This is a genomic window from Micromonospora sp. CNB394 (assembly GCF_000374985.1).
Taxonomy (GTDB): Bacteria; Actinomycetota; Actinomycetes; order Mycobacteriales; family Micromonosporaceae; genus Micromonospora; species Micromonospora marina.
The window spans coordinates 35,799-60,685 of record NZ_KB895831.1 but is presented as its reverse complement, the minus strand read 5'-3'; the positions used below and the strand labels follow the sequence as shown (position 1 = coordinate 60,685).

General features: G+C 73.4%; 23 protein-coding genes. 9 read left to right on the top strand and 14 right to left on the bottom strand.

The window, feature by feature from the left end:
- Positions 1-40: 40 nt before the first annotated feature.
- From C569_RS0111300 to rimP, 5 genes are all read right to left on the bottom strand, one after another.
- The gene (locus C569_RS0111300; RefSeq protein ID WP_018785892.1) at positions 41-1,084 is read right to left on the bottom strand and encodes a TRM11 family methyltransferase; all 1,044 of its coding nucleotides are present in this window, start codon (positions 1,082-1,084) and stop codon (positions 41-43) included.
- Positions 1,085-1,166: 82 nt separating this feature from the next.
- Positions 1,167-4,208 carry a translation initiation factor IF-2 gene (gene infB, locus C569_RS0111295; RefSeq protein ID WP_018785891.1) on the bottom strand — a complete coding sequence of 1,014 codons (3,042 nt, stop codon included), beginning with the start codon at positions 4,206-4,208 and terminating at the stop codon, positions 1,167-1,169.
- A 93-nt stretch (positions 4,209-4,301) separates the two neighbouring features.
- A complete protein-coding gene (locus C569_RS32255) occupies positions 4,302-4,637 on the bottom strand; it encodes a YlxR family protein (RefSeq protein ID WP_081635938.1) in 336 nt (111 codons plus the stop codon).
- Positions 4,638-4,652: 15 nt separating this feature from the next.
- The gene (gene nusA / locus C569_RS0111290) at positions 4,653-5,696 is read right to left on the bottom strand and encodes a transcription termination factor NusA (RefSeq protein WP_018785890.1); all 1,044 of its coding nucleotides are present in this window, start codon (positions 5,694-5,696) and stop codon (positions 4,653-4,655) included.
- The gene (rimP, locus tag C569_RS0111285; RefSeq protein WP_018785889.1) at positions 5,693-6,343 is read right to left on the bottom strand and encodes a ribosome maturation factor RimP; all 651 of its coding nucleotides are present in this window, start codon (positions 6,341-6,343) and stop codon (positions 5,693-5,695) included. Before rimP ends, nusA begins: the two co-directional genes overlap by 4 nt.
- A gap of 263 nt (positions 6,344-6,606) precedes the next feature.
- On the opposite strand from rimP, the gene C569_RS0111280 reads away from it, so the two are divergent.
- The 6 genes from C569_RS0111280 to C569_RS0111255 all read left to right on the top strand — a co-directional run bounded on the left by C569_RS0111280 (position 6,607) and on the right by C569_RS0111255 (position 12,322).
- Entirely contained in the window at positions 6,607-7,056 is a 450-nt protein-coding gene (locus C569_RS0111280; RefSeq protein ID WP_026268009.1) for a hypothetical protein, read from the top strand.
- A 110-nt stretch (positions 7,057-7,166) separates the two neighbouring features.
- On the top strand, positions 7,167-7,664 hold the full coding sequence (locus C569_RS0111275; RefSeq protein WP_369753373.1) for a ferritin-like domain-containing protein: 498 nt from the start codon (positions 7,167-7,169) through the stop codon (positions 7,662-7,664).
- 69 nt (positions 7,665-7,733) lie between these two features.
- Entirely contained in the window at positions 7,734-8,315 is a 582-nt protein-coding gene (locus C569_RS0111270) for a PadR family transcriptional regulator (protein WP_018785886.1), read from the top strand.
- Between the two features lie 19 nt (positions 8,316-8,334).
- Positions 8,335-9,066: an ABC transporter ATP-binding protein gene (locus C569_RS0111265; RefSeq protein WP_018785885.1), complete on the top strand. Its 732-nt coding sequence runs from the start codon at positions 8,335-8,337 to the stop codon at positions 9,064-9,066.
- Positions 9,063-11,744, top strand: a complete 2,682-nt coding sequence (locus C569_RS0111260) for an ABC transporter permease (RefSeq protein ID WP_018785884.1) — start codon at positions 9,063-9,065, stop codon at positions 11,742-11,744. The genes C569_RS0111265 and C569_RS0111260 overlap by 4 nt, the downstream gene beginning before the upstream one ends.
- A 98-nt stretch (positions 11,745-11,842) precedes the next feature.
- Positions 11,843-12,322, top strand: coding sequence for a nitroreductase family deazaflavin-dependent oxidoreductase (locus tag C569_RS0111255; RefSeq protein ID WP_018785883.1), 480 nt, complete (start codon positions 11,843-11,845; stop codon positions 12,320-12,322).
- Between the two features lie 19 nt (positions 12,323-12,341).
- Here the strand turns inward: C569_RS0111255 and C569_RS0111250 are convergent, their stop codons facing one another.
- On the bottom strand, positions 12,342-12,587 hold the full coding sequence (locus C569_RS0111250) for a type II toxin-antitoxin system RelE/ParE family toxin (RefSeq protein WP_155945532.1): 246 nt from the start codon (positions 12,585-12,587) through the stop codon (positions 12,342-12,344).
- Positions 12,588-12,619: 32 nt separating this feature from the next.
- On the bottom strand, positions 12,620-12,889 hold the full coding sequence (locus C569_RS0111245) for a type II toxin-antitoxin system prevent-host-death family antitoxin (RefSeq protein WP_026268006.1): 270 nt from the start codon (positions 12,887-12,889) through the stop codon (positions 12,620-12,622).
- A gap of 294 nt (positions 12,890-13,183) precedes the next feature.
- Between C569_RS0111245 and C569_RS35020 the strand changes: the two genes are divergently transcribed.
- Entirely contained in the window at positions 13,184-13,537 is a 354-nt protein-coding gene (locus C569_RS35020; RefSeq protein ID WP_369753334.1) for a hypothetical protein, read from the top strand.
- Positions 13,538-13,564: 27 nt separating this feature from the next.
- On the opposite strand, the gene C569_RS0111235 is transcribed toward C569_RS35020, so the two are convergent.
- Complete coding sequence (locus C569_RS0111235) at positions 13,565-14,281, bottom strand: VIT1/CCC1 transporter family protein (protein WP_018785879.1); 717 nt, start codon at positions 14,279-14,281, stop codon at positions 13,565-13,567.
- Entirely contained in the window at positions 14,278-15,135 is an 858-nt protein-coding gene (map, locus tag C569_RS0111230; RefSeq protein ID WP_018785878.1) for a type I methionyl aminopeptidase, read from the bottom strand. Before map ends, C569_RS0111235 begins: the two co-directional genes overlap by 4 nt.
- Before the next feature lie 95 nt (positions 15,136-15,230).
- Here map and C569_RS0111225 point away from each other — a divergent pair, with 95 nt between their 5' ends.
- Together C569_RS0111225 and C569_RS0111220 are read left to right on the top strand one after the other, a co-directional pair.
- Positions 15,231-15,545 (top strand): STAS domain-containing protein, encoded by a 315-nt coding sequence (locus C569_RS0111225; protein WP_026268005.1) that lies wholly within the window; start codon positions 15,231-15,233, stop codon positions 15,543-15,545.
- Positions 15,546-16,025: 480 nt separating this feature from the next.
- Complete coding sequence (locus C569_RS0111220) at positions 16,026-16,649, top strand: DUF4352 domain-containing protein (protein ID WP_018785876.1); 624 nt, start codon at positions 16,026-16,028, stop codon at positions 16,647-16,649.
- 25 nt (positions 16,650-16,674) lie between these two features.
- On the opposite strand, the gene C569_RS0111215 is transcribed toward C569_RS0111220, so the two are convergent.
- The 5 genes from C569_RS0111215 to C569_RS0111195 all read right to left on the bottom strand — a co-directional run bounded on the left by C569_RS0111215 (position 16,675) and on the right by C569_RS0111195 (position 24,884).
- Positions 16,675-20,337, bottom strand: coding sequence for a SpoIIE family protein phosphatase (locus tag C569_RS0111215; RefSeq protein WP_018785875.1), 3,663 nt, complete (start codon positions 20,335-20,337; stop codon positions 16,675-16,677).
- Between the two features lie 203 nt (positions 20,338-20,540).
- Positions 20,541-21,275: a gamma-glutamyl-gamma-aminobutyrate hydrolase family protein gene (locus C569_RS0111210; RefSeq protein ID WP_018785874.1), complete on the bottom strand. Its 735-nt coding sequence runs from the start codon at positions 21,273-21,275 to the stop codon at positions 20,541-20,543.
- Positions 21,272-22,039, bottom strand: a complete 768-nt coding sequence (locus tag C569_RS0111205) for a 3-oxoacyl-ACP reductase (protein WP_026268003.1) — start codon at positions 22,037-22,039, stop codon at positions 21,272-21,274. Before C569_RS0111205 ends, C569_RS0111210 begins: the two co-directional genes overlap by 4 nt.
- A gap of 5 nt (positions 22,040-22,044) precedes the next feature.
- Positions 22,045-23,391, bottom strand: a complete 1,347-nt coding sequence (locus C569_RS0111200; RefSeq protein ID WP_369753371.1) for an aldehyde dehydrogenase — start codon at positions 23,389-23,391, stop codon at positions 22,045-22,047.
- Between the two features lie 128 nt (positions 23,392-23,519).
- Complete coding sequence (locus C569_RS0111195; RefSeq protein ID WP_018785871.1) at positions 23,520-24,884, bottom strand: glutamine synthetase family protein; 1,365 nt, start codon at positions 24,882-24,884, stop codon at positions 23,520-23,522.
- Positions 24,885-24,887: the final 3 nt, after the last annotated feature.

Genomic DNA, 24,887 nt, shown 5'->3' with positions numbered 1-24,887 from the left:
GCGAGCAACGGTACGCCGGGCGGCGCGTCCCGGCACGCGATTAAGGCGTCACCGCCACCAGCACGTCCCGCTCGATCGCCTGGTCGACCCGGTGCGCGAAGTCACCGAAACCCGGACCGTCGAGCACCCGCAGCCCGGCGTCGGCCAGCACCGCCTCCGCCTGCGCCCGCGGTGCCACGAGCGTGTTCCAGGACAGCCCGAGCGCGCCGCCCGGACGCAGCAGCTCCCGCCACAAAGGCACGGCGGCGGTGAGCAGCTCCAGCGGGCTGCGGGACAACCCCTGGTCGGTACGGCTGCCGTGCGCCACCCCGTACGGCGCGTCGGTGACGATCACGTCCGCGCATCGGGGACGCAATGCCTCGCGGGCACGGGTGGTGTCGGTGTGCAGCACCGTCACCCGCTGGGTGGCACCGGCCCGGTGCTCGTCCCGCGACGGCGCGAGCACCGCCTCGAACCGGCGGGCCACCAGCTTGCGGTCCCGGCGCACCGACGTCGAGTCGGTGGTGTGCTTGAGCCGCTTGCGGCGCAGCCAGGTACGCAGGAACGCCGCGTACGCGTCCACATCCTTGCCGTCGCGCTCGATGCCGATGCCGTCGTAGCCGTACATCAGCGCCTGGTTGAGCGTGGTGCCCCGGCCGCAGAGCGGGTCCAGCACCACCACCGGGCCGTCCAGCATCCGCGGCGCGGCGGCGGAGGCGAGCACCGTGACGTTGAGCAGCAGCCGGGTGAACTGCTCGTTGGTCTTGCCGGCGTACTTCGGGATGGTGATCAGGTCGGAGTCGTACCGGGCCAGCGGGCGCAGCGGCACCGGCCGCAGCAGGTCGTCGCCGACCCGCTCGAACAGCGCGTACGCCGCCGACAGGTTCGCCAGGTGGGCCAGGTCCCGCTCGCCGAGCCCGGGTTCGGCGGTGGTGAACGTCACGTACTCCACCCCGCCGATCCCGGTCACCTCCGCGTCGGCCGGTACGACGCCCAGTACGCCGGATCCGGCGAACACGGCCAGTTCGGCGCGGGCCAGCCGGGCCGCCGCACCGGCGTAGACGCGGTTGGCGGACGGGGCGAGGAGCAGTGCGTACCGGATCACGCCGGAGATTGTCGCAGCCTGCGGAGACGGCGACGGCCGGGGCCCGCAGGCCCCGGCCGTCGGCCGGTCGTACGCGTGGTCGTCAGGCGCGCGGCTTCTCGCGCATCTCGAACGTCTCGATGACGTCGCCGACCTGGACGTTGTTGTAGCCGCCCAGTGTCAGACCACACTCGAAGCCCTCGCGGACCTCGGTCGCGTCGTCCTTGAACCGCTTCAAGGAGCTGATCGTGAGGTTGTCCGCCACGACCGCCCCGTCCCGCAGCAGCCGCGCCTTGGCGTTGCGGCGGATGAGGCCGGACCGGACGATACAGCCGGAAATGTTGCCGATCTTGGACGAGCGGAAGACGTCGCGGATCTCCGCGGTGCCCAGCTCGACCTCCTCGTACTCCGGCTTGAGCAGGCCCTTGAGCGCGGCGTCGATCTCCTCGATGGCCTGGTAGATGACGGTGTAGTACCGGATCTCCACGCCCTCGCGGTCGGCCATCTCGCGGACCTTGTTCGAGGCCCGCACGTTGAAGCCGATGATCGTGACCGCCTCGGACGAGGCGCTCGCGAGCATGACGTCGCTCTCGGTGATCGCGCCCACGCCCCGGTGGATGATCCGAAGCTGGACCTCCTCCGGGATGTCGAGGTTGAACAGCGCGTCCTCGAGCGCCTCCACGGAACCGGAGACGTCGCCCTTGAGCACCAGGTTGAGCGAGGTCTTCTCGCCCTCCTTGAGCTGCTCCATGAGCGTCTCGAGAGTGGCCCGGCCACGGGAGTTGGCGAACGACGCCGCCCGCCTCCGCGCCTGCCGCTGCTCGGCGATCTGCCGCACGGTGCGGTCGTCCTCGGCGGCCAGGAAGGTGTCACCCGCACCCGGCACCGTGGTCAGACCCAGCACCATGACCGGACGGGCCGGACCGGCCTCGTCGACCGGCTTGCCGTTCTCGTCCAGCATGGCCCGGACGCGGCCGTGCGCCCCACCGGCGACGATCGAGTCACCGGCACGCAGGGTGCCCTTCTGCACCAGCACGGTCGCCACCGCGCCACGGCCCTTGTCCAGGTGCGCCTCGATCGCGACGCCCTGCGCCGGCCCGTCGATCGGAGCGGTCAGCTCCAGCGACGCGTCGGCGGTCAGCAGCACGGCCTCGAGCAGTTCCTCGATGCCGATGCCGGGCTTGGCCGCCACGTTGACGAACATGGTCTCGCCGCCGTACTCCTCGGCGACCAGGCCGTACTCGGTCAACTGCTGGCGGACCTTGTCCGGGTTCGCCTCGGGCTTGTCGACCTTGTTGACCGCGACCACGATCGGCACCTCGGCCGCCTTGGCGTGGTTGAGCGCCTCGATGGTCTGCGGCATGACGCCGTCGTCGGCCGCGACCACCAGGATCACGATGTCCGTGACCTGGGCACCACGGGCACGCATGGCGGTGAACGCCTCGTGACCCGGGGTGTCGATGAACGTCACCGCGCGGTCCTCGCCCTCGTGCGGGACGTGGACCTGGTAGGCGCCGATGTGCTGGGTGATGCCACCCGCCTCGCCGGCCACCACGTTCGCCTTGCGGATCGCGTCGAGCAGCTTGGTCTTACCGTGGTCGACGTGACCCATGACGGTCACGACCGGCGCACGGCTGACCAGGCGGTCCTCCGCGACCTCGGCGTCGAGGTCGATGTTGAACTGCGCGAGCAGCTCGCGGTCCTCGTCCTCCGGGCTGACGATCTGCACGTCGAAGCCGAGGTGCTCGCCCAGCAGCTGCAGGGTCTCGTCGGAGCACGACTGGGTCGCCGTCACCATCTCGCCCAGGTTGAACATCTCCTGGACCAGCGAACCCGGGTTGGCGTTGATCTTGTCGGCGAAGTCCGACAGCGAGGCGCCACGGGACAACCGGACGACCTGACCCTGGCCGCGGGGCGCGCCCGAGGACATGGTCGGGGCCGACAGGTTGTCGAACTCCTGTCTGCGCTGCTTCTTGGACTTGCGACCGCGGGTCGGCCGGCCGCCGGGACGCCCGAAGGCACCCGCCGCGCCACCGCCACGGCCACGGCCACCGCCGCCGGGACGGCCACCGCCGCCGACCGGACCACCCGGACGGAAACCGCCACCGGGAGCACCGCCACCGCCACCGGGACCGCCACGGTAGCCACCGCCACCGCCGCCACCACCGGGACCGCCGCGGTAGCCACCGCCACCGCCGCCACCACCGGGACCGCCGCGGTAGCCACCGCCACCGCCGCCACCACCGGGTCCACCGCGGTAGCCACCGCCACCGCCGGGACGACCGGCGCCGCCGCCGGGCCCGCCACGTCCGCCACCGGGGCCGCCGGGACGGCCGGTGGTCGGCCGCTGGCTCGGCATCGAGGCCGGGCTCGGCCGCGGCGGCATCGACGCCGGGCTGGGCCGCGGCGGCATGCCGGCCGGGCTGGGACGGGGACCGCCCGCACCACCGGCCGGGGGCCGCTGCTGCTGGCCGCCCTGGATACCGAACGGGTTGTTACCGGCGCCGCGCGCCGGCGGACGACCGCCGGGCCGGGCACCGGGGCCCTGACCCTGACCCGGACCGCCGGGACGACCGGCGGCCGGGGAACCCGGACGCGGCGGCATGGCGTTCGGACCGGGACGCGGACCCGGGCGCGGGCCGCCCTCGGCCGGGGGCTCCCGGCGTACGGTCTCGCGCTGCTGCTGGCGGGCGGCCTGGGCGGCCTTGACCGCGGCCTCCTGCTCAGCCTTGAGGGCGGCGGCACGCGCCTCGGCGGCCGCCACTTCGATGTCGTGCGCGCTCGCCGGCTTGGCGACCGGAGTCGCCGGCTGCGGCGGGCCGGGGACCGGGCCCTTGGGCTTCGGTCCAGGGGTCGGCGCGGCCGGACGCCGGGGCGGCATCGGCTTGGCCGAGACCCGGGGGGCACCCGGGGTCGGGGTGGGCGTCGGGGTCGGCGCCGGGCCACTGGGCGCGGCAGCCGGCGGGCCGGCGGGCGCCGACGAACCGGCCACGAACGCGCTACGCAGCCGCCGGGCGACAGGCGCCTCGACGGTGCTGGACGCGGACTTAACGAACTCGCCCATCTCCTTGAGCTTGGCGAGAACGGTCTTGCTTTCGACCCCGAGCTCCTTGGCGAGCTCGTGTACGCGGGCCTTTCCTGCCACTGCACTCCTCACTCCGAGGTCGTGCGGGCAGCACCCGCAGCGACCTCACTCGTGCACTTGAAGCCTGGTCATTTCTGGGACTTCATCGTGTGCTCATGTCGGTCGTCCTACCTTGCTAGCGACCCTCGACCGGTCGGGTTGACCGGTCGTCGGGGGTTGCGCGTCGACGTGCTCCGCAAGCGCACCGTGGTCGGGGACCTCGGTGAGGCGCAGTGCCCGCCCGAAGGCGCGGCGTCGCACCGCCTGCGCGAAGCAGGCCGGATCAGGGTGCATGTTCGCTCCCCGACCCGGCAGTCTGCGGGCCGGGTCGGGCCGGAGACTGATGTGACCAGCCTCGTCACCAACCGCGACGATCCGCAACAACTCGCTGGCCGGCGCTCGTTTCCGGCAGCCCACACAGGTGCGCTCCGGCAGCGCGCGTCGTACCACTGAGAAAGTCTACCCCTAGCTTCCCGAGATCGCGCCGCCCGGCTCCGGTACGTGATCAGCTCCGCCCCGGCTCTGCGGAGCCGCGGTCTCCGCGTCGGACCGGATGTCGATGCGCCAACCGGTCAGGCGGGCCGCGAGGCGGGCGTTCTGCCCCTCCCGGCCGATCGCGAGCGAGAGCTGGAAGTCCGGGACGGTCACCCGGGCGGTCCGGGAGGCCAGGTCGACCACCTCGACCCGCAGCGCCTTGGCCGGCGACAACGCGTTGCCGACGAAGGTGGCCGGGTCGTCCGACCAGTCGATGATGTCGATCTTCTCGCCGTGCAACTCGCTCATCACGGCGCGGACCCGCTGGCCCATCGGGCCGATGCAGGCGCCCTTCGCGTTGACGCCGGACGTGGTCGAGCGTACGGCGATCTTCGTGCGGTGACCTGCCTCACGCGCGATCGCGCCGATCTCCACGGTGCCGTCGGCGATCTCCGGCACCTCCAGCGCGAACAGCTTCTTCACCAGCGCGGGATGCGACCGGGACAGCGTGATCTGCGGGCCGCGCATGCCCTTGGCGACGTGCACGACCACGCAACGGATCCGCTCGCCGTGCTCGTACCGCTCGCCCGGGACCTGCTCGGACTGCGGCAGGACGCCCTCCAGCTTGCCCAGGTCGACGCTGACGATGCCCTTCTCGCGGCGGGTCTCGTGCGCCTGCACCACGCCGGTGACCAGGTCACCGTCGCGGCCGACGTACTCGCCGAAGTGCACCTCGTCGGTGGCCTCCCGCAGCCGCTGGAGGATCACTTGCTTGGCCGTCATGGCGGCGATCCGCCCGAAGTCGTGCGGAGTGTCGTCCCACTCCCGGGTCACCGTGCCGTCGGGGTCCAACTCCCGCGCGTAGACCGAGGCGGCCCCGCTCTTGCGGTCGATCTCCACCCGGGCGTGCGCCTCGGCACCGTCGGTGTGCCGGTAGGCGGTCAGCAGCGCGGTCTCGATCGCCGCGAGGATCGTGTCGAACGGGATCTCCCGCTCGCGCTCCAGGGCGCGCAGCGCCGCGAGGTCGATGTTCACCTCTCCTCGTCCTCCAGATCTTCGTCGTCGTCGGTGTCGTCACCGAAGTCCTCGTCGGCCAGGTCGTCCAGGCGGTTGAACTCCACCTGGACCCGGCCGGGCCCGAGTTCGGCGTACGGGTGTTCGGCGGGGCCGGCGTCGGTCTCCAGCACCACGCGTTCGTCGTCGGCGGCCGTGATCCGGCCGGTGAGCTGGCGGTCCCCCGCGTCGCCGCGGACGGTGACCTTGACCAGCCGCCCGGCGTTGCGCCGCCAGTGCCGGGGCAGGGTGAGCGGGCGGTCCACGCCGGGCGAGCTGACCTCCAGCTGGTACTCGCCGGCCACGATGTCGCCGCCGGCCTCCTCGGCCGCGTCCAGCGCCGCCGAGACCGCGCGGGAGACGTCCGCCACGGCGTCCAGGTTGATCCCGCCGTCGGCGTCCACGATCACCCGGACCACGTGCCGCCGGCCGGCGCGGGAGACGGAGAGGTCCTCCAGGTCGTAACCGGCGGCGGTGACGACCGGTTCGATCACCTCGCGCAGCCGGTTGCGGCGGGCGGCGAGATCGCCGCGGGGTGCGCCACTCCGGTCCGTGCCGCGGGGCCCGTCGGATCGGCGGGGCCGCCCGGCGGGCCCCGTCGACCGGGTGGCACGGCCACGCTGCGTCATTGCGCGCACCTCTCCTGCTGTTGCCACGACCCGCGGGCCGTGTTGTCCCGGGCCGGTGCGGGCGATCGGCCCGCCATACCGGCGCGCCACCGGGGCGTCCGCGCCCGGTGGTTGCGCAGAGCGTAACGCTTGTGGCCGTCGACGGGCCCGGCGGCGCACCGAGACCCTGCCCCACGAGGCGGCGCGGATGGTGTTGACTCTGTCAGGTGGGGATCGGCAGAACACCATCCGACCGGGTCAGAACGGGGCATTCCCGGCGCTGGCTGCTGCGCGCCGGCGGGCTCGTGGCACTCGGCGGCGCGACAGTGCCGCTGACCGGTTGTGATCTTTTCGACCGCGACAAGGAGCCACCGGCGCCCGACGCGCTGGAGCCGCTCGCCGCCGAGGCGCTCGCGCTGGAGGCCCGCTACCGGGCCGCCGCCACCGCCGCTCCGGCGCTGGCCGGCCAACTCACCCCGATCGCCGACGCGCACCGGGCGCACGCCGAGGAGCTACGCCGCGTGATCGGCCGTCCGGCGCCCTCCGGCGCCCCGGCGTCCGCCGCGCCGGCGAGCGCGCCGGCACCCGACGCCGCGCTCACCGAGCTGCGCCGGGCCGAGCAGGAGGGCCGGACGAACGCGGCCAGGGCGTGCGCCGCCGCGCCGGCCGAGCGGGCCGCGCTGCTCGGCTCGATCGCCGCCGCGCGGGCCACCCACGTGGAGGCCCTCAAATGAACGAACGCACCGAGCGGAGCGAGGGCCGTGAGTTCACGCCCGGTTGGAGCAGCATGACCGAACGCACCGAGCGGAGCGAGGGCCGTGAGTTCACGCACGGTTGGAGCAGCATGACCGAACGCACCGAGCGGAGCGAGGGTCGTGAGTTCACGCCGGGTTGGAGCAGCGTGAACCCGACGAACGCTCCGGCCTCGGCGCTCGCCGACGCGCTCGCCGCCGAGTACGCGGCGATCTGGGCGTACGGGGTGATCGGTGTACACCTGACCGAGGCGGCGCGTACGGCCGCCCGTGCCGCCGAGGCGGCCCACCGGTCCCGCCGCGACGCGCTGCTGCTCCAGCTCGCCGAGGGCTCCGGGCAGGTGCCCGCCGACCGGGCCGGGTACGCGCTGCCCCACCCGGTGACGGACCAGGCGAGCGCGCTGCGCCTCGCGGTGGAGATCGAGGAGCGGACGGCCGGGCACTGGCGGGCCGCGCTGGTGCACACCACGGGCGCGGACCGGAACACGGCGCTCGCCGCGCTCACCGACTGCGCGTTGCGCGCCACCCGTTGGCGGCGTACGGCGGGCGTGACACCGGTCACCGTTCCGTTCCCGGGCCGCCCGGCCTGAGCGCGATGCCGGTCACCCGGCGGAACCCTCCGGTTGCGTAGCGCATACCAGGTATGCATACTCGCGGTCATGTCCATCCGTCACGGCCTGCTCGCCCTGCTCGAACGCGGCCAGATGTACGGCTACCAGCTCCGTGCCGCGTTCGAGGAGTCCACCGGGTCGACCTGGCCGTTGAACATCGGACAGGTCTACACCACGCTGGCGCGGCTGGAACGTGACGGCCTGGTCCGCCCGCTACCGGAGAACGAGAGCGGGCAGCGGCCGTACGAGATCACCGACGCCGGACGGGCGGACCTGGCGCTGTGGTTCGCCACGCCGATCAGCCGCGCCGACCGGCCCCGTGACGAGTTGTCCATCAAGCTGGCGCTGGCGCTGACCACCCCGGGCGTCGACGTGCGGTCGGTGGTGCAGACCCAGCGCACCGCCACCATGCGTGCCCTCCAGGAGTTCACCCGGTTGAAGTACACGAGTGACAAGCCGGAGGATCTACCCTGGCGGCTGGTGCTGGACGCGATGATCTTCCAGACCGAGGCCGAGGTGCGGTGGCTCGACCACTGCGAGACGAGCCTGGTCCGGCACCGTCCGGCGCCGATCCGGGCGGTCGACCAGCCCGAGGCGGTGGACCGGGCCGGCGACGAAGCCCGCCGGTGACCCGGAACGGGAGGCGCTGATGGACCCGGTCGACGGGGTGCTGGAACTGCGGGACGTACGCCGGACCCACGGCGCCGGTGCGGCCGCCGTGCACGCGCTGCGCGGCGTGAGCCTGACCGTACGGGCCGGGGAGCTGGTGGCGGTGATGGGCCCCTCCGGGTCCGGCAAGTCCACGCTGTTGGCGCTGGCCGGCGGCCTGGACCGGCCCACCGGCGGCGAGGTGGTGGTCGAGGGCGAGGCGCTGGCCGGGCTGTCCGCCCGCGGGCTGGCCCGGCTGCGCCGCCGCCGGATCGGGTACGTCTTCCAGGATCTGAACCTGCTGGGCAGCCTGACCGCCGTGGAGAACGTGGCGCTCCCGCTGGAACTGGACGGCACCGGCGTACGGGCGGCCCGCCAACTGGCGCTGGCCGCACTGCGCGAGGTCGACCTGAAGGACCTGGCCGACCGCTTCCCGGACCAGATGTCGGGCGGCCAGCAGCAACGGGTCGCCATCGCCCGGGCACTCGTCGGCGAACGCCGCCTGGTCCTCGCCGACGAGCCGACCGGCGCACTGGACTCCCAGACCGGCGAGGCGGTGCTGCATCTGCTGCGCCGCCGGGTGGACGCCGGAGCGGCCGGGGTGCTGGTCACCCACGAGGCCCGGCACGCCGGCTGGGCGGACCGGGTGGTCTTCCTGCGCGACGGGGTGATGGTCGACTCGACCGCCCCGCTGATCGGCGTCGAGCACCTGCTCAGCGGCAGCAGCCGGTGAGCGGCGGCCGCCTCGCCGCCGTACGCGGATCGTGGCGGACCGCGCTGCGGATCGCCCGCCGGGAGGCACGGCGGTCCCGGCGGCGGACGCTGCTGGTGCTGGTCATGATCGCGCTGCCGGTGTTCGGCCTCAGCTTCGTCGCGGTCAGCTACGACATGGGTGACCTGACCCGCGCCGAGCGCATCGAGCGCCAGCTCGGCGGTGGCGACGCTGCGCTGCGCTGGGACAGCCTGACGCCGGTGACGCAGGACGCCTGGGGCGAGTCGGCCTGGCCGGTCGAGGGCGATTGGGTCGGCCGGACCCGTCCGGCGACCGCCGAGGAGGTGCGCGCGCTGCTGCCCGAGGGCAGCCGGGTCGCCCGCACGCGCTGGTGGATGACGTTCTCGACCCGGATCGGCCGGCACGTCGAGACGCTCGACGCGCGCGCCGTGGACCTGGCCGACCCGCTCACCCGGCCGCTGGCGCGGGTCCGCGACGGCCGCCCGCCGGTACGCCCCGACGAGATCGCCGTCAGCCCGGCGGCGCTGCGCCGGCTGGAGACCCGCATCGGCGACCCGGTCCGCGGCATCGACGGCACCACCTACCGGGTGGTCGGGGTGGTGGAGTACCCGGACAACCTCCGGGACGTGATCACGCTGCCCGGGGTGGCCCCGGAGGGCGCGGCCGGAAGCGACACCTGGCTGGTGGACCTGCCCGGCCCGCTGGACCCGGGACTGGTCGACCGGCTGAACGCGCAGGGCGTCCAGGTCGTCGCCCGCGACCGGCTGCCCGGACGGGACGAGTTCTCCCGCGGCATGACCATGCCGGACGCCGACGAGGCCGGCGTCGTCGGGGTGGTCGGCGGGCTGGGCCTGCTGGAGGTGGTGTTGCTGGTCGGCCCGGCCTTCGCGGTGAGCGTCCGGCGCCGGCGGCGCGACCTCGCGCTCGTCGCGGTGGCCGGTGGCGACGCCTCCCACCTGCGCCGGATCGTGCTCGCCGACGGGGTGGTGCTCGGTGCCGGCGGGGCTGCTCTCGGCCTGCTGCTCGGCATCGGCGCCGCGTTCGCCGGCCGGCCGCTCGTCGAGCAGTACGTGCTCGGGGAGCGCCTCGGGGCGTACCGGATCTTCCCGACCGCGCTGCTGGCGATCGCCGCGACGGCGGTGCTGGCCGGGGTGCTGGCGGCGATGGCCCCGGCCTGGACGGCCGCCCGGCAGGACGTGGCGACCGGCCTGGCCGGCCGGCGCGACGCGGCCCGGCCCCGCCGCCGCTGGCTGCTGGCCGGGCTGGCGCTCACCGTCACCGGGACCGCGATCGCCGCGTTCGCCGCCGGCCGCACCTCGCAGACCGGCGTGCTGGCCGGCGTCGCCCTGGGTGAGCTGGGGCTGGTGTTCTGCACCCCGACGCTGGTCGGTGTCCTGGGCCGGGCCGGCCGGCTGCTGCCGCTGACCCCTCGGCTCGCGTTGCGCGACGCCAGCCGCAACCGGTCGTCGGCCGCGCCCGCCATCTCGGCGGTGATGGCGGCGGTCGCCGGAAGCGTCGCGCTCGGCGTCTACGTGGCGAGCGACGAGACCCGGTCGAGAGAGCTCTGGCAGCCCGGCATCCCGCCGGGGAACGTGCTGCTCACCTACTCCGGTGACACCCCGGCGGTCCCGCCGTCGGCCGAGGTCGTCGCCGACCGGGCCCGCTCGGTCCTGCCCGACGCCACAGTGGCATCCGTCGCCTTCCCCGGCTGCGCCGGCAGGATCCGGGACAAGAACGACTGCACCGCGTACGCGCTCGTCCCGCCCGAGCAGCGCTGCCCGTACAGCTCCTCCGAGCAGGCCGTCCCCGACTCGGCCCGGCGGGATCCGCGCTGCGTCAGCCCTCTCCAGGAGCCGGTCGACGTCTACCTGCCGGCGCTCGTGGACGACGGCGGCGCGCTTGCCGCGCTCACCGGCGCACCGGACGACGAGCTGGCCGCCGCGCGCCGGACGCTCGCCACCGGTGGCGTGGTGGTCACCGACCCCCGGCGGGTGGTGGACGGGCAGGTCCGGGTGGAGGTGAACGACAACTCCGGCGGCTTGCCCACCGGGCGGCTCCTGCCCGCGTACGTGCTGCACGGCGGTCTTCCGGTCGACCGGCTGGTCCTCTCCCCCGTCGCCGCGGCCACGCTCGGCCTGACCGCCGTGCCGATGGGCTACCTGCTGGACACCGGCGGCTCGCCCACCGACCGGCAGATCGAGCTGCTGACCGACGAGCTGTACGACATCGTGCCCGTGTCGGCGCAGGTGGCGACCGCCGACCCGCCGTCGGACCAGCGCCCGATGCTGCTCCTGCTCGCAGTGGCCTCCGGGGTGATCACGCTGGGCGCCGCCGCGGTCGCCACCGGCCTCGCCGCGGCCGAGGGTCGCCGGGACCTGTCCACGCTCGCGGCAGTCGGCGCCGATCCCCGGGTACGCCGCCTGCTGTCCCTCTGCCAGGCCGGGGTCATCGCGGTGCTCGGCTCCGCGCTGGGCATCGTCGCCGGGCTCGGCTCCGCCGTGGTCGTCCTGGCCTCGCTCAACCAGCGGTACGCCGAGTCCTGGCCGGTGCAGCCGCCGTACCCGGTGACGGTGCCCGGCGTGACGCTCGCCGCGCTGGTCGTGGTGCCGCTGGTGGCGATGGGCGGCGCGGCGCTGTTCACCCGGTCCCGCCTGCCGATCGAACGCCGGCTCGACTGAGCCGGCCGTCCGGAGCGCCCGACCATGATCGACAGCGGTCCGGGCGGTCTGACCGTCCGAGGGGTGACGGGGCGCGGTGCGGGCGGCACACTTGTCGGATGTCCGCCCTGGGATCCCTCACCCGCCGCCTCGGTCACCAGCGTTGGTTCGGCGCCACCATGCGCCTGCTCGTCCCGGCCGACCGGCTGGTCGGCCGGATGACGAAGGGTCGCGTGGTCGCCTTCGGGCTCGTGCCCACGCTGGTGCTCACCTCCACCGGCCGCCGCTCCGGCAAGCCGCGCAGCAACCCCCTGGTGTACGTCCCCGACGGCGACGCCTACGTGGTGATCGGCTCGAACTGGGGGCAGCAGCACCAGCCGTCCTGGACGTTCAACCTGATGGCCCACCCGGGTGCCGAGGTGGACGTCAAGGGCCGCCGGATCCCGGTCACCGCGGAGCAGGTCACGGGCGAGGAACGGGAACGGCTGTTCCAGCGGCTGGTGCAGGAGTGGCCCGCGTACCGCACGTACGTCGAGCGCGCCGGTGGCCGCGAGATCCGCGTATTCCGCCTGGTCCCGAACGGCAATCCGGTCACGTAAGCGCCCTCGGCACGCCCCGTCAGAGCGCGTCGTAGACGTCGCTGCGGTGACCGAGCTGCACCACCAGAACGATCAGTTCCTCGTCGCGGACGGTGTACACCACGCGGTAGGAGCCGACACGGATGCGCAGGAGGCCCGGATGCCCGACGAGTGCCTTGACACCGGCAGGCCGAGGTTCGGCGGCGAGAGCGGCGATCGCGTCGATGAGGCGAGCCTGCACCGGACGGTCGAGCTTACGGAGGAGCTTGGCGGCTGCGCGGTCGATCTTGACGGTGTAGCCGGGTGGCGGCTGCCCGCTCACAGGCCCAACTCTTTGCGCAAGTCAGTGAGGGAAACCGGCGCTTCACCCGCATCCAGACGGGCCAGGGCGGCTCGGGCGGCCTCCACGTCGATCGCGTCCTCGGCGCGTTCGATCGCCTCGGCGAGGTCGGCCGGGACAATGGCAGCCAGCCGCTGCCCACGACGAGTGACGTAGGTGATGCGACCGGCGTAGTGAGCGCGTGAGACGACGTCCGCGAGATTCTCGCGAGCATCGGAGATCGGAAGCTCGGCAGCGGGCTCGGTCATACCTGAAGCGTACAGCTCGTACGAGTCGTACAACTGGAACTGACGACGTTGGGGATTGGCGGTGGCCTTGGCCGGCGAACGAGACTCCGAACGGCGTCTGGACGATCCGCGGTGGCAGGTGGCCGAGCGGACCGGTGACGCCGTCCTGCGGCGGTTCCCGGCCGACGTGCTGGCGGTCGCCGTACACGGTCCGCTCGCGCACGGCGACGACGACGGCGGCGGGGACCGCGAGGTCGGCCTCCTGGTCGTCACCTACCGGCCCGGCGCCGGACCGCCGCCCGGCGGGTGGACGGGGTGCTCGTCGACCTCACGGTGGCCGGGGCGGACGACTACCTGCGCCGGGCGACGACGATCACGTCCCGCTGGCCGCTGGCCGCGGACCGGTACGTCACCACGCGCGCCCTGCACGATCCGACCGGCTGGCTGCGGAAGCTGCGCGACGAGCACCTGGCGCGGCTGGCACGGGCCCGCGCGGCGCGGCAGGCGTGGTACCGGGGCAGCGCGGCGCACGCCCGCGCGGTGCGGCGTACCGGGCTGGCCGGTGCGGACATGACCGAGGTGGGCGCGGCGCTGACCCGCCAGGCCGAGGAGCTGGCCGCCCGGGGCCGCCCGGTCGACGGCACCATCGACGACCTGCTGTCCGGCTGACCGCTGACGGTCGCGGACGGCTCGGCGTCAGCCGATGCCGCCGCCGACGCCGATCAGCGCGCCGATCAGGTAGGTGGCGCCGGCCGCCAGCGCGCCGAGCAGCAACTGCCGCAGGCCGCTGCGCCACCAGGCCCGGTTGGTGAACCGGGCCACGACCGCACCGGCGACGAACAGCCCCACGCCGCCGACGGCGAGGGCCAGCCAGAGGCTGGTGAAGCCGAGCAGGTACGGCAGCAGCGGCACCAGCGCGCCGACGGAGAAGCAGACGAACGACGAGATCGCGGCGGCCCACGGGCTGGGCTGGTCGTCGGGGTCGACGCCCAGTTCCTCCCGTACGTGCACGCGCAGCGCCTCCTCGGGGTTGGCGCGTACCGCCTCGGCGACCTGCGTGGCCAGATCCCGGGGCAGTCCACGGGCGACCCACGCGTCGGCCAGTTCCCGGGCCTCGGCCTCCGGGTGGCGTTCCAGCTCGCGCCGCTCCTTGGCCACCTCGGCGGCGACCTGCTCGTTCGCTGACCGGACGCTCGTGTACTCGCCGAGGCCCATCGAGATGGCGCCGGCCACCAGACCGGCCGTGCCGGTCAGCACCACGCTGCGCGGGGACACCCCGCCGCCGCCCACACCGGCGATCAGCGCGATGTTGGTGACCAGCCCGTCCATCGCGCCGAAGACAGCCGGACGCAGCCAGCCGCCGGAGACATCCGCGTGGTGCGCCTCGCGCAGCGCCGCAGGGGTGTCGGTCACGGCAGCGTCAGGATCTCGTAGCCGTCGTCGGTCACGAGGATGGTGTGCTCGAACTGGGCCGTCCACCTGCGGTCCTTGGTGACCACCGTCCAGCCGTCGTCCCACATGTCGTACTGGTAGGTGCCGAGCGTGATCATCGGCTCGACGGTGAACGTCATGCCGGGCTCCATCACGTCGATGGGGCGCGGGCTGTCGTAGTGCGGCACGTAGAGGCCGCTGTGGAACGCCTCGCCGATGCCGTGCCCGGTGAAGTCGCGGACCACGCCGTAGCCGAAGCGCTTCGCGTACGACTCGATCACCCGGCCGATGACGTTGATCTGCCGCCCCGGGGCGATGGCCTTGATCCCGCGCATCATCGCGGTGTGGGTCCGCTCGACCAGCAGGCGGGCCTCCTCGCTCACCTCGCCCACGCAGAACGTGGCGTCGGTGTCGCCGTGCACGCCGTTCAGGAACGCGGTGACGTCGACGTTGATGATGTCGCCGTCCTGGAGCACAGTGGTGTCGGGGATGCCGTGGCAGATCACCTCGTTGATGCTGGTGCAGCACGACTTGGGGAAGCCCCGGTAGCCGAGCGTCGACGGGTAGGCACCGTGGTCGCAGAGGAACTCGTGCACCACCCTGTCGATCTCGTCGGTGGTCACCCCCGGCTTGCAGTGCTCACCGGCGAGCCTGGTGGCCTGGGCGGCGAGACGCCCCGCCACGCGCATCTTCTCGATGGTCTCCGGCGTCTGCACGTGCGAGCCGCGCCACTCCTGCGGGCGCTTCTTACCCACGTACTCCGGGCGCGGGATGTGGGCGGGAACCGCTCGCCACGGGGAGAGCGTGCCGGGGGTCAGCGGCGCACGGACGGTCATGGCGCAAGCCTATCCCCGGGGCCGGTGTGCCCCCCCGCCACAGGCCCGCCAGGGAGGTTGTTGCCGTGCCGCAAACGCTGTGCCATTGTTGCTCCGTGGATCAAGGGGGCGCGGCGCCCGTCTTCTCCGTGACCGCGCAGGTCGACGGCGACCATCTGCACGTCCAGGTGACCGGCGAGGTCGACATGGCGACCGCCGACACCATGTTCCAGACCGCGCTCCGCGAGCCCGCCAAGCGGCTCACGCTCGACCTGCGGGCGGTCACCTTCTTCGACTCGGCCGCCATCCACGCGGTGGTCCGGCTCGCCCAGCGGTTCCCGGACGTGTTGACAGTGCTGCCGTCCCCGCAGGTCCGGCGCGTGCTGGACATCTCCGGCCTGGGCGAACAGGACTGGCTGGCCGAGGGCTGAGGTCGGGAGCTGACCTCCGGAGCCGGAAGGCACACTAGGCCTTTCCGGCCGTACCGGCACTACCGTAGTGGAATTCTCCCGGCCGGATCGATGCTCTGCCGTCCCGTCAGGTCACCGAGGCGATCATGAAGGCCACGGCGTGCCGTCCGGACGGTGTCCGGACGGCTCCTCGGCGGCCGATCCGGTGCCACCGTCAAGGTCAGACCGCGCAAGCTGTTCGGATGAACATGGTCGGGCACCGGACAGTGGACGATCTATGCAGGCCAGGGGCGGTGTGGCAGCGTCGGTGATCGCCTCCGCGGGGCGCGGGGGCACATCACCTGGGAGCGCATCACCATGACCGCACCACATCACCCTGGCTCGTACCCGCCGCCGCCCGGTCCTCCGGGCTCCTATCCCCCGCCGCCCGGTCCCCCCGGCGCGTACCCGCCGCCTCCCGGTCAGCCCGGATTCGGACCGCCACCGAAGAAGAAGTGGCTCATGCCGATGCTCATCGGCGTCGCCGTCGTGGTGGTGTTCTGCTGCGGTGGACCTGCCCTGCTCGCCCTGACCGGCGATGACAAGAGCCCGGACGCGGCCGGTAGCAGCGCTCCCGTCGCCCCCGCCGCCGAGGGCGCCGGGCTGACCACGACCTCCGCTCCCACCTCGGCCGCCGCACCGCCGCCAGCCAAGAGCGAGAAGCCCGTCGACGCGCCGAAGGCCTACCGGATCGGCGACACGGTGCGCGGCGGCGACTTCGAGTTCACCACGCACAGCATCAAGTGCGGCATCGCCGAGGTGGGCAGCGACTTCCTGAACAAGAAGGCCCAGGGCAGCTTCTGCCGGGTCGTTCTCACCGCGAAGAACGTCACCAAGAAGGCGAAGCTGTTCCACGCCGACGGCACCGTCAGCGCCCTCGACGCGGCCGGCCGGGAGTACGAGGCCGACGGCGAGGCGGCGATCTACGGCAACGAGAGCGGCGAGGGTTTCCTCGATGAGATCAACCCGGGGAACGCCGTGAAGGCGAACGTCTACTTCGACGTACCAAAGGGGACGAAGCTTGTGAAGCTGGTGTTCGACGCCGGGCTTTTCACCCTCGCAGAGGACGCGGAGGTCACCCTCTAGGCGCCGCTGCGCCGCCGCGCCGGTATCAGTCGGCCAGCCGGCGGCGCAGCGTCAGCTCGGTGCCGTTCGCGGTACGGGTCACTGTCATCTCCCCCAGCGCCTGGATCAGTGCCAGCCCGCGTCCCCGGAAGCTCGACCCGCTCGACTCCCGCCAGCGCCCGCTGTCCCGGATCGTCGCGGTGACCGTCCGGTCGGCGACCGTCACCTCGATCTCGATCGTCGGGTCCGCCGGGTCGACCGGGTGCTCGATCGCGTTCGCCGCCGCCTCGGAGACCGCCACCGTCAGGTCGAACAGGTCGGTCTCGCCGACGTGGTGGGCGACGAGGAAGTCCTCCAGCCGCTTGCGCAGCACACTGAGCCGGGTCGGATCGGCGGGCAGGCGCAGCGCGAAGCGGTTCGGCTCGGCCGCCTCCAGCGCGAGCACCGCCACGTCGTCGTGCCGGGACCGCCCGGCCACCCGCGCCATTACGGCGTCGACCAGGTCGGCCACGTGCCCGGCGCGCGTGGTCGCGTCCACCCGCAACTGGCCCAGCCCGGCGTCGATGCCCGCGGCCCGGTCCTCGATCAGGCCGTCGGTGTAGAGCAGGAGCCGGCTGCCCGGCGCGAGGTCCCCCTCTGCGGTCGGATAGGCCGTGCCGGGAATCGCCCCGATCGGCGGCCCGAGGGCCCGATCGTGCAGGAACGCCACGTCGTCTCCTCGGATCAGCAGGGGTGAGGGATGGCCTGCGCTGGCGTACCGGATCCGGCCGGTGCGCGGGGAGAAGCCGAGGCAGACCACCGTGGCGAAGGAGCCGCTGCCGGCGGAGTGGACGAGCCGGTTGAGCCGGGTCAGCGCCTCGCCCGGGTCGTAGCCCTCCAGGACGTACGCCCGCAGCGCGTTGCGGAGCTGACCCATCGCCGCGGCGGCCCGCACGCCCTTGCCCACCACGTCGCCGATGACCAGCATCAGGTCGTCGTCGGAGGTGGCCATCACGTCGTACCAGTCGCCGCCGACCTCCACGTCGGCGCTGCCGGGCAGGTAGCGGCTGGCCACCACCGCGCCGGGCAACTGCGGCAGCGTACGCGGCAGCAGGCTGTGCTGGAGCGTGGTGGCGATGTGGTGCTCGGCCTCGTAGAGCTGGGCGTTCTCCAGCCGTACGCCGATCAGCCGGGCCAGTTCGGCCAGCGCCGCCTCCTCGGTGCCGCCGCCTTCCCGGCGCCACACCTGCAGCTCGCCGAGCTGCTCGCCGGAGGTGCCGGTGAGCGGCAGCACCGCGGTCGGCTCGGCGGGCAGGTCGCCTCCGGCGTCCTCCTCGTGGCGGGCCCCGGTGGCGGTGACCCGGACGCGTCCGGCCTCGGCCAGGCGCAGCGCGTGCCGCGCGGCCACCCGGACCACCTCGGCTGTGGACCGGGCGGTGTTGATCTCCACGGCGGCGTCGGCGAGTGCCCGCAGCCGGCGGATGATCTGCCCGCGCAACTGACCCAGTTCGACGTTGGCCCGGACCCGGGCCACCAGCTCCTGGCTGGAGAAGGGCTTGGTCAGATAGTCGTCGGCCCCGGTGGACAGGCCGGCGACCTCCTCGGCGGCGCCGGCCCGCGCGGAGAGCAGCACGATCGGCACGTACCGGGTGGCCGGCTCGGACCGCAGCGCGGTGACCAGCCCGAAGCCGTCCAGCCGGGGCATCATCACGTCGGTCAGCACCAGGTCGAACGGGGTTTCGACGGCCAGCCGCAACGCCTCCACGCCGTCCGGCACGGCCACCACCTCGTACGCCGGGGAGAGCAGCCGGACGACGTGTTCCCGCAGGTCGGGGTTGTCGTCGGCGAACAGGACGCGGCCGGAGCCACCCGGCGTGCCGGACGGCGCCGGCAGCCCGGCGGGGCGGGCCACCTCGTCGGTCCAGAGCGCCGTCTCGGCGACGTACAGGCGGGCCTGTGCCGGTTCGCTCAGCGGCACCGGGGACAGCGCGGCCACGTGGTCGGCGGGCAGGTGTGCGTACCCGAACGGCATGGTCACCGTGAACGTGGTGCCCCGGTCGACGACGCTGTGCGCGGTCACCGTGCCGCCGTGCATCTCGACCAGCTCGCGAACCAGGGCGAGCCCGATGCCGGTGCCCTCGTGGGTACGGGAGCGGGCACCTGCCACCCGGTGGAACCGCTCGAAGACCTGCGGCAGCTCCTCCGGCGCGATGCCGACTCCGGTGTCGGTCACCTCCAGGACGGCGGCGCCGTCGGCCGGGCGTACCCGGACCCGGATCTCCCCGTCGAAGGTGAACTTGACCGCGTTCGACAGCAGGTTGAGGACGATCTTCTCCCACATGTCCCGGTCGGCGTAGACCGGTGCGGGCAGCGGCGGGCAGTCCACCACCAGGCGCAGCCCGGCCCGTTCGACGGCCGAGCGGAACGTGCTGGCCAGCCGGGAGGTGTAGTCGGACAGGTCGGTGGGCTGGTAGCGGGCGGCCGACCGGCCGGACTCCAGCCGGGAGAAGTCGAGCACCGTGTTGACGAGCTTGAGCAGGCGCAGCCCGTTGCGGTGCATGACGGCCAACCGATCGAGGTAGCGCTCGGGCAGCTCCCGGTCGGCGAGCATCTCCTCCAGCGGGCCGAGAACCAGCGTCAGCGGGGTACGGAACTCGTGGCTCACGTTGGCGAAGAAGTTGGTCTTGGCGCGGTCCAGCGCGGCCAGCTCGGCGACGCGGGCGCGTTCCTGCTCGTACGCCCGCTGCTTGCCCACCGCGCGGGAGACCTGCGCGGCGACCAGGTCGACGAAGTGGCGGTAGTCGTCGGTGAACGGCAGCCGACGGGACACCCCGAGCAGCAGCACGCCGGCCGGCTCGTTGGTGGCGGTCAGCGGCAGCAGGAGCGCCTGGTCGGCGGCGTCCGGCGGCACCGCGCCGGGCAGGTCGGCGGTGGCGATCCAGCGCGGCTCGGTGAGCGGCCCGTCGCCGGGCGGTCCGGGCGGCGGGCCGGCGACGGTGCCCGGGTCCACCCCGGTGCAGCCCGCCGGCACCAGCGTCCCGCCCTCACCCTGGAACCAGACCGCACTGAACGGCACGTCGGCGCGGTGTGCGTCGAGCACCCGGGCGACGGCCCCGCCCAGTTCGATCAGGCCCGGTACGTCGCCCAGCTCGCTGCCCAGCTCCGCGAGGACACGCAGCCGGCGTTCACCGAGCACCCGGCCGGTGGTCTCGTTGACGAAGCAGAAGATCCCGCTGACGGTGCCGTCGGCGTCGCGGATCGGGTCGTACGAGACGTCGAAGTAGACGTCCTCCAGGAAGCCGTGCCGGTTGATCACGAAGGGGTGGTTCTCGCCCCGGTACGGCACGCCGGTGCGGCGTACCCCGTCCAGCAGCGGGCCGAGCACATCCCAGGTCTCCGCCCAGTGCCGGCGTGCGGCCTGCCCGATCACGGCCGGGTGCTTGTCGCCGATGGTCGGCCGGTAGGCGTCGTTGTAGAAGGCCAGGTGGTCCTCGCCCCAGAACACCACCATCTGCGCGCGGGACGACAGCATGGTGCTCACCGCGTGGCAGAGCGCGGCGGGCCAGCTGTCCGGTGTGCCGAGGGCGGTGGTCGACCAGTCGAACCCGCGCAGCCGCTCGCCCATCTCGCCACCGGCGGCGAACGCCGCGGCCAGCAGCGGTGGGAATGACGCCTCGCCGGCCGACGGGGACGAACGGCCGTCCTTCCCGTCCCCCAGGGCCGAACCCATGCAGCCTCCCGCTCCGGCCATGATCACGACGGTCGGCGATCTCCGGCCACCATCCCCGCGTACTACCCCGACGGAGGAGCAACGTAACGCACCCGCACCGTTCGACGCTGCTTACCTCCGCCTCATCCTGGCGTAACCGGCGCGGCGGGGCGACTCGGGCGGTCCTGGCCGCGTCGGCGGGCCCCCGATCCGGCTGTCCTGACCTACGAAACGCGGATGTGTGATCTGGCCGACATCGCGGCCCGGACCAGGGCCTCCACCGGCCGTTGGTCGGCCTCGTTCTCCGGATGCCACTGCACACCGAGCACGAAGCGCCGCGCCGGGTCCTCCACCGCCTCGATCACCCCGTCGTCGGCCCAGCCGGTGACCGCCAGGCCGCCGCTGTCGGCCACCGCCTGATGGTGGTACGAGTTGACCCGGTCCACCCCGGCCATCACCTCGGCGGCCCGGCTGCCGGCGGCGAAGCCCACCGGGTGCGCCCCGTACACGCCCGGCGCGGGGCGGTGCCCGTCGTGCCCGACCACGTCCGGCAGGTGCTGGTGCAGCAGGCCGCCGTACGCCACCGCGAGCAGTTGCATCCCCCGGCACACGCCCAGCACGGGCAGGTCCGCGGCGAGCGCGGCGGTCAGCAGCGTCGTCTCCCCGGCGTCACGCTCCGGGCGGCTCTCGGTACGCGGGTCCGGCGGCTGGCCGTACCGTTCCGGGCCGACGTCCGCGCCGCCGGCCAGCAGCAGCCCGTCCAGCAGCCCCAGCACGTCCGCGTCCGCGTCGTCGGGGGGCAGCACCACGGCCCGGCCGCCCGCCGCGGTGACCGACCGGACGTACGCGTGCGGCACGAGCGTCGCCGGCACGTCCCGCCACACCGCCCAGCCGGCCGGCTCGACGTACGCGGTGATGCCGATGACCGGCCGTCGCGCGCCCACAGTGCCGGCGCTCACAGGGGTGTGACGTAGGCGCCGGTGATGCCGCCGTCGACGACGAACTGCGCGGCGGTCATGAACGAGGCGTCGTCGCTGGCCAGGAACGCCACCGCGGCGGCGATCTCGGCCGGATCGCCGAACCGGCCCATCGGCACGTGCACCAGCCGCCGGGCGGCCCGCTCCGGGTCCTTGGCGAACAGGTCCAGCAGCAGCGGCGTGGCCACCGGCCCGGGGCACAGCGCGTTGACCCGGATGCCGTCACGGGCGAACTGCACACCCAGTTCCCGGGTCATCGCCAGCACCCCGCCCTTGCTCGCCGTGTACGCGATCTGCGACGTGGCCGCGCCCATCAGCGCCACGAACGAGGCGGTGTTGATGATCGAGCCCTTGCCCTGCCGGCGCATGTGCGGGATGACGTACTTGCAGCACAGGTAGACGCTCGTGGTGTTGACCCGCAGCACCCGTTCCCAGGCGTCCAGGCCGGTCTCCAGGATGGAGTCGTCGTCCGGCGGCGAGATGCCCGCGTTGTGGAACGACACGTCCACCCGGCCGTGCCGCCGCACCACGCCGTCGAACAGGTCGCGGACCGCCGTCTCGTCGGCCACGTCGGCGGCGACGAACTCGCCGTCCACCTCCTGCGCGGCCCGGGTGCCGGCGTCGGCGTCGATGTCCACGCAGACCACCCGGGCGCCCTCGGCGGCGAAGCGGCGTACGGTGGCCAGCCCGATGCCGCTGCCCGCGCCGGTCACCACCGCCACCCGGTCGGTAAGCCGTCCCTGCACTGTGATCACTCCTCGGTGCCGATGAACACGTTCTTGACGTCGGTGAAGGCGTGCAGTGCGTCCGGACCCAGCTCCCGGCCCAGGCCGGAGCGTTTCATCCCGCCGAACGGGGTCCAGTAGCGCACCGAGGAGTGCGAGTTGACGCTGAGGTTGCCGGACTCGACGGCGCGGGCCACCCGCACCGCGCGCCCGACGTCCCGGGTCCAGATCGAGCCGGACAGGCCGTACTCGGTGTCGTTGGCGAGCCGGATCGCGTCCGCCTCGTCGTCGAACGGCAGCACCGAGACGACCGGGCCGAACACCTCCTCCCGCCAGTGCCGGTCCGCCGGGGAGCCGGCGAGCAGCACGGTCGGGGCGTACCAGAAGCCGGGGCCGTCGGGGCACGAGCCGGTGAAGGCGACGTCCGCCCCGTCGACGTACCCGGCGACCCGGTCCCGGTGCGCGGCGGAGATCAGCGGGCCCATCTCGGCCGTCTCCCGGGCCGGGTCCTCCACCCGCACCGCCCGCACGGCCGGTTCGAGCAGTTCCAGGAAGCGGTCGTAGACCCGGCGCTGGACCAGGATCCGGGAGCGGGCGCAGCAGTCCTGGCCGGCGTTGTCGAAGACCGCGTACGGCGCGGTGGCCGCCGCCTTCTCCAGGTCCGCGTCGGCGAAGACGATGTTGGCGGACTTGCCGCCCAGCTCCAGCGTCACCCGCTTCACCTGGTCGGCGCAGCCGGCCATGATCCGGGTGCCGACCTCGGTCGAGCCGGTGAAGCAGATCTTGCGGACCGCCGGGTGGGTGACGAACCGCTCGCCGACCACACTGCCCCGGCCGGGCAGCACGGTGAACACGCCGTCGGGCAGGCCGGCGTCGCGGGCCAGTTCGGCCAGGCGCAGCGCGGTCAGCGGGGTCAGCTCGGCCGGTTTCAGCACCACCGTGTTGCCGGCGGCGAGGGCCGGGGCGAACCCCCAGCCGGCGATCGGCATCGGGAAGTTCCACGGCACGATCACGCCGACCACGCCCAGCGGCTCGTGGAACGTGACGTCGAGCCCGCCGGGCACCGGGATCTGGTGCCCGGTCAGCCGTTCCGGCGCGCCCGCGTAGTAGTCGAGTACGTCGCGGACGTTGCCCGCCTCCCAGCGCGCGTTGCCGACGGTGTGCCCGGCGTTGCGCACCTCCAGCTGGGCCAGCTCCTCCAGGTGCGCGTCGACGGTGGCCGCGAACCGCCGCAGCAGCCGCCCCCGATCCCCCGGCGCCATGTTCCGCCACGTCTCGAACGCCACGGCGGCACGCGCGACTGCCGCATCCACGTCGTCGACGGAGCACCCCGCAACGACCCCGATCCCCGCTCCGTCAACAGGCGAGATCACCTCACCCACGCGTCCCCCTCCCCCTACTCCGGCGATCTTGCAGTTGCCGCCCGGGCAAAAGCCGCACAACACCCGCGCCGGGGACCGCAAGTGCAAGATCGCCGAGGCGGGCCGGGAGCGCGGCGGCGTCAGAGGCGTTCGAAGCCACGGGTCAGCTCCCAGTCCGTCACCGCGGCGTCGAACGCGGTCAGCTCGACCTTCGCCTGGTTGGCGTAGTGGTCGGCCACCTCGTCGCCGAACGCCTCCCGGGCCACCGCCGAGCGCTGCCACAGGTCCAGCGCGTCACGCAGCGTGGTGGGCACCCGCTCGGCGTCCGGGTCGTCGTACGCGTTGCCGGTGCACTCGCCGGCCAGTTCCAGCTCGTTCTCGATGCCGTGCACCGCCCCGGCCACCAGCGCCGCGATCGCCAGGTACGGGTTGACGTCGGCCCCCGGCACCCGGTTCTCCACCCGCATCCCCTGCCCGTGCCCGACCAGCCGCAGCGCGCACGTGCGGTTGTCGGTGCCCCAGCGCAACGCGGTCGGCGCGAACGAGCCGGGCTGGTAACGCTTGTACGAGTTGATGTTCGGCGCGAAGAACAGGCTGAACTCGCGCATGGTGGCGAGCAGCCCGGCCAGCACCCGCTGACCGGTGACGCTCAGGTGCGCCGGCCCGTCCCCCAGCATCGCCGACGAGCCGGAGGCGTCGCGCAGCGAGAAGTGGATGTGGCAGGAGTTGCCCTCCCGCTCGTTCGGCTTCGCCATGAACGTGATCGCCATGCCCTCCTGGGCGGCGATCTCCTTCGCGCCGTTCTTGTAGATGACGTGGTGGTCGGCGCAACGCACCGCCTCGTCGTACCGGAAGGCGATCTCGTGCTGGCCGAGGTTGCACTCGCCCTTCGCGCTCTCCGGGGTGAGCCCGGCGCCCGCCATCTCGGTGCGGATACGGCGCAGCAGCGGCTCGACCCGGGCGGTGCCGAGCAGCGAGTAGTCCACGTTGTACTGGTTGGCCGGGGTCAGGTCGCGGTAGCCGCGCCGCCACGCCTCCTCGTACGAGTCGCGGTAGAGCACGAACTCCAGTTCGGTGCCGGCGTACGCGGTCAGCCCGTGCGCGGCCAGCCGGTCGAGCTGCTTGCGGAGGATCTGCCGGGGCGAGGCGACCACCGGGCCGGAGCCGTCCAGCCACTCCAGGTCGGCCAGCAGCAGCGCGGACCCGGGCTGCCAGGGCATCCGGCGCAGCGTGTCCAGGTCGGGGCGCATGGCGAAGTCGCCGTAGCCGCGTTCCCAGCTCGACATCGCGTACCCGTCGACGGTGTTCATGTCGACGTCCACCGCGAGCAGGTAGTTGCAGCCCTCGCTGCCGTGCGTGACCACCTGGTCGAGGAAGTAGGGCGCGTGGAACCGCTTGCCCTGCAGTCGGCCCTGCATGTCGGTGAGGGCGAGCACCACCGTGTCGATCTCACCCTCGGTGACGGCGACCCGCAACTGTTCCAGCGAGAGCGGCGTTTGCTTCATCAG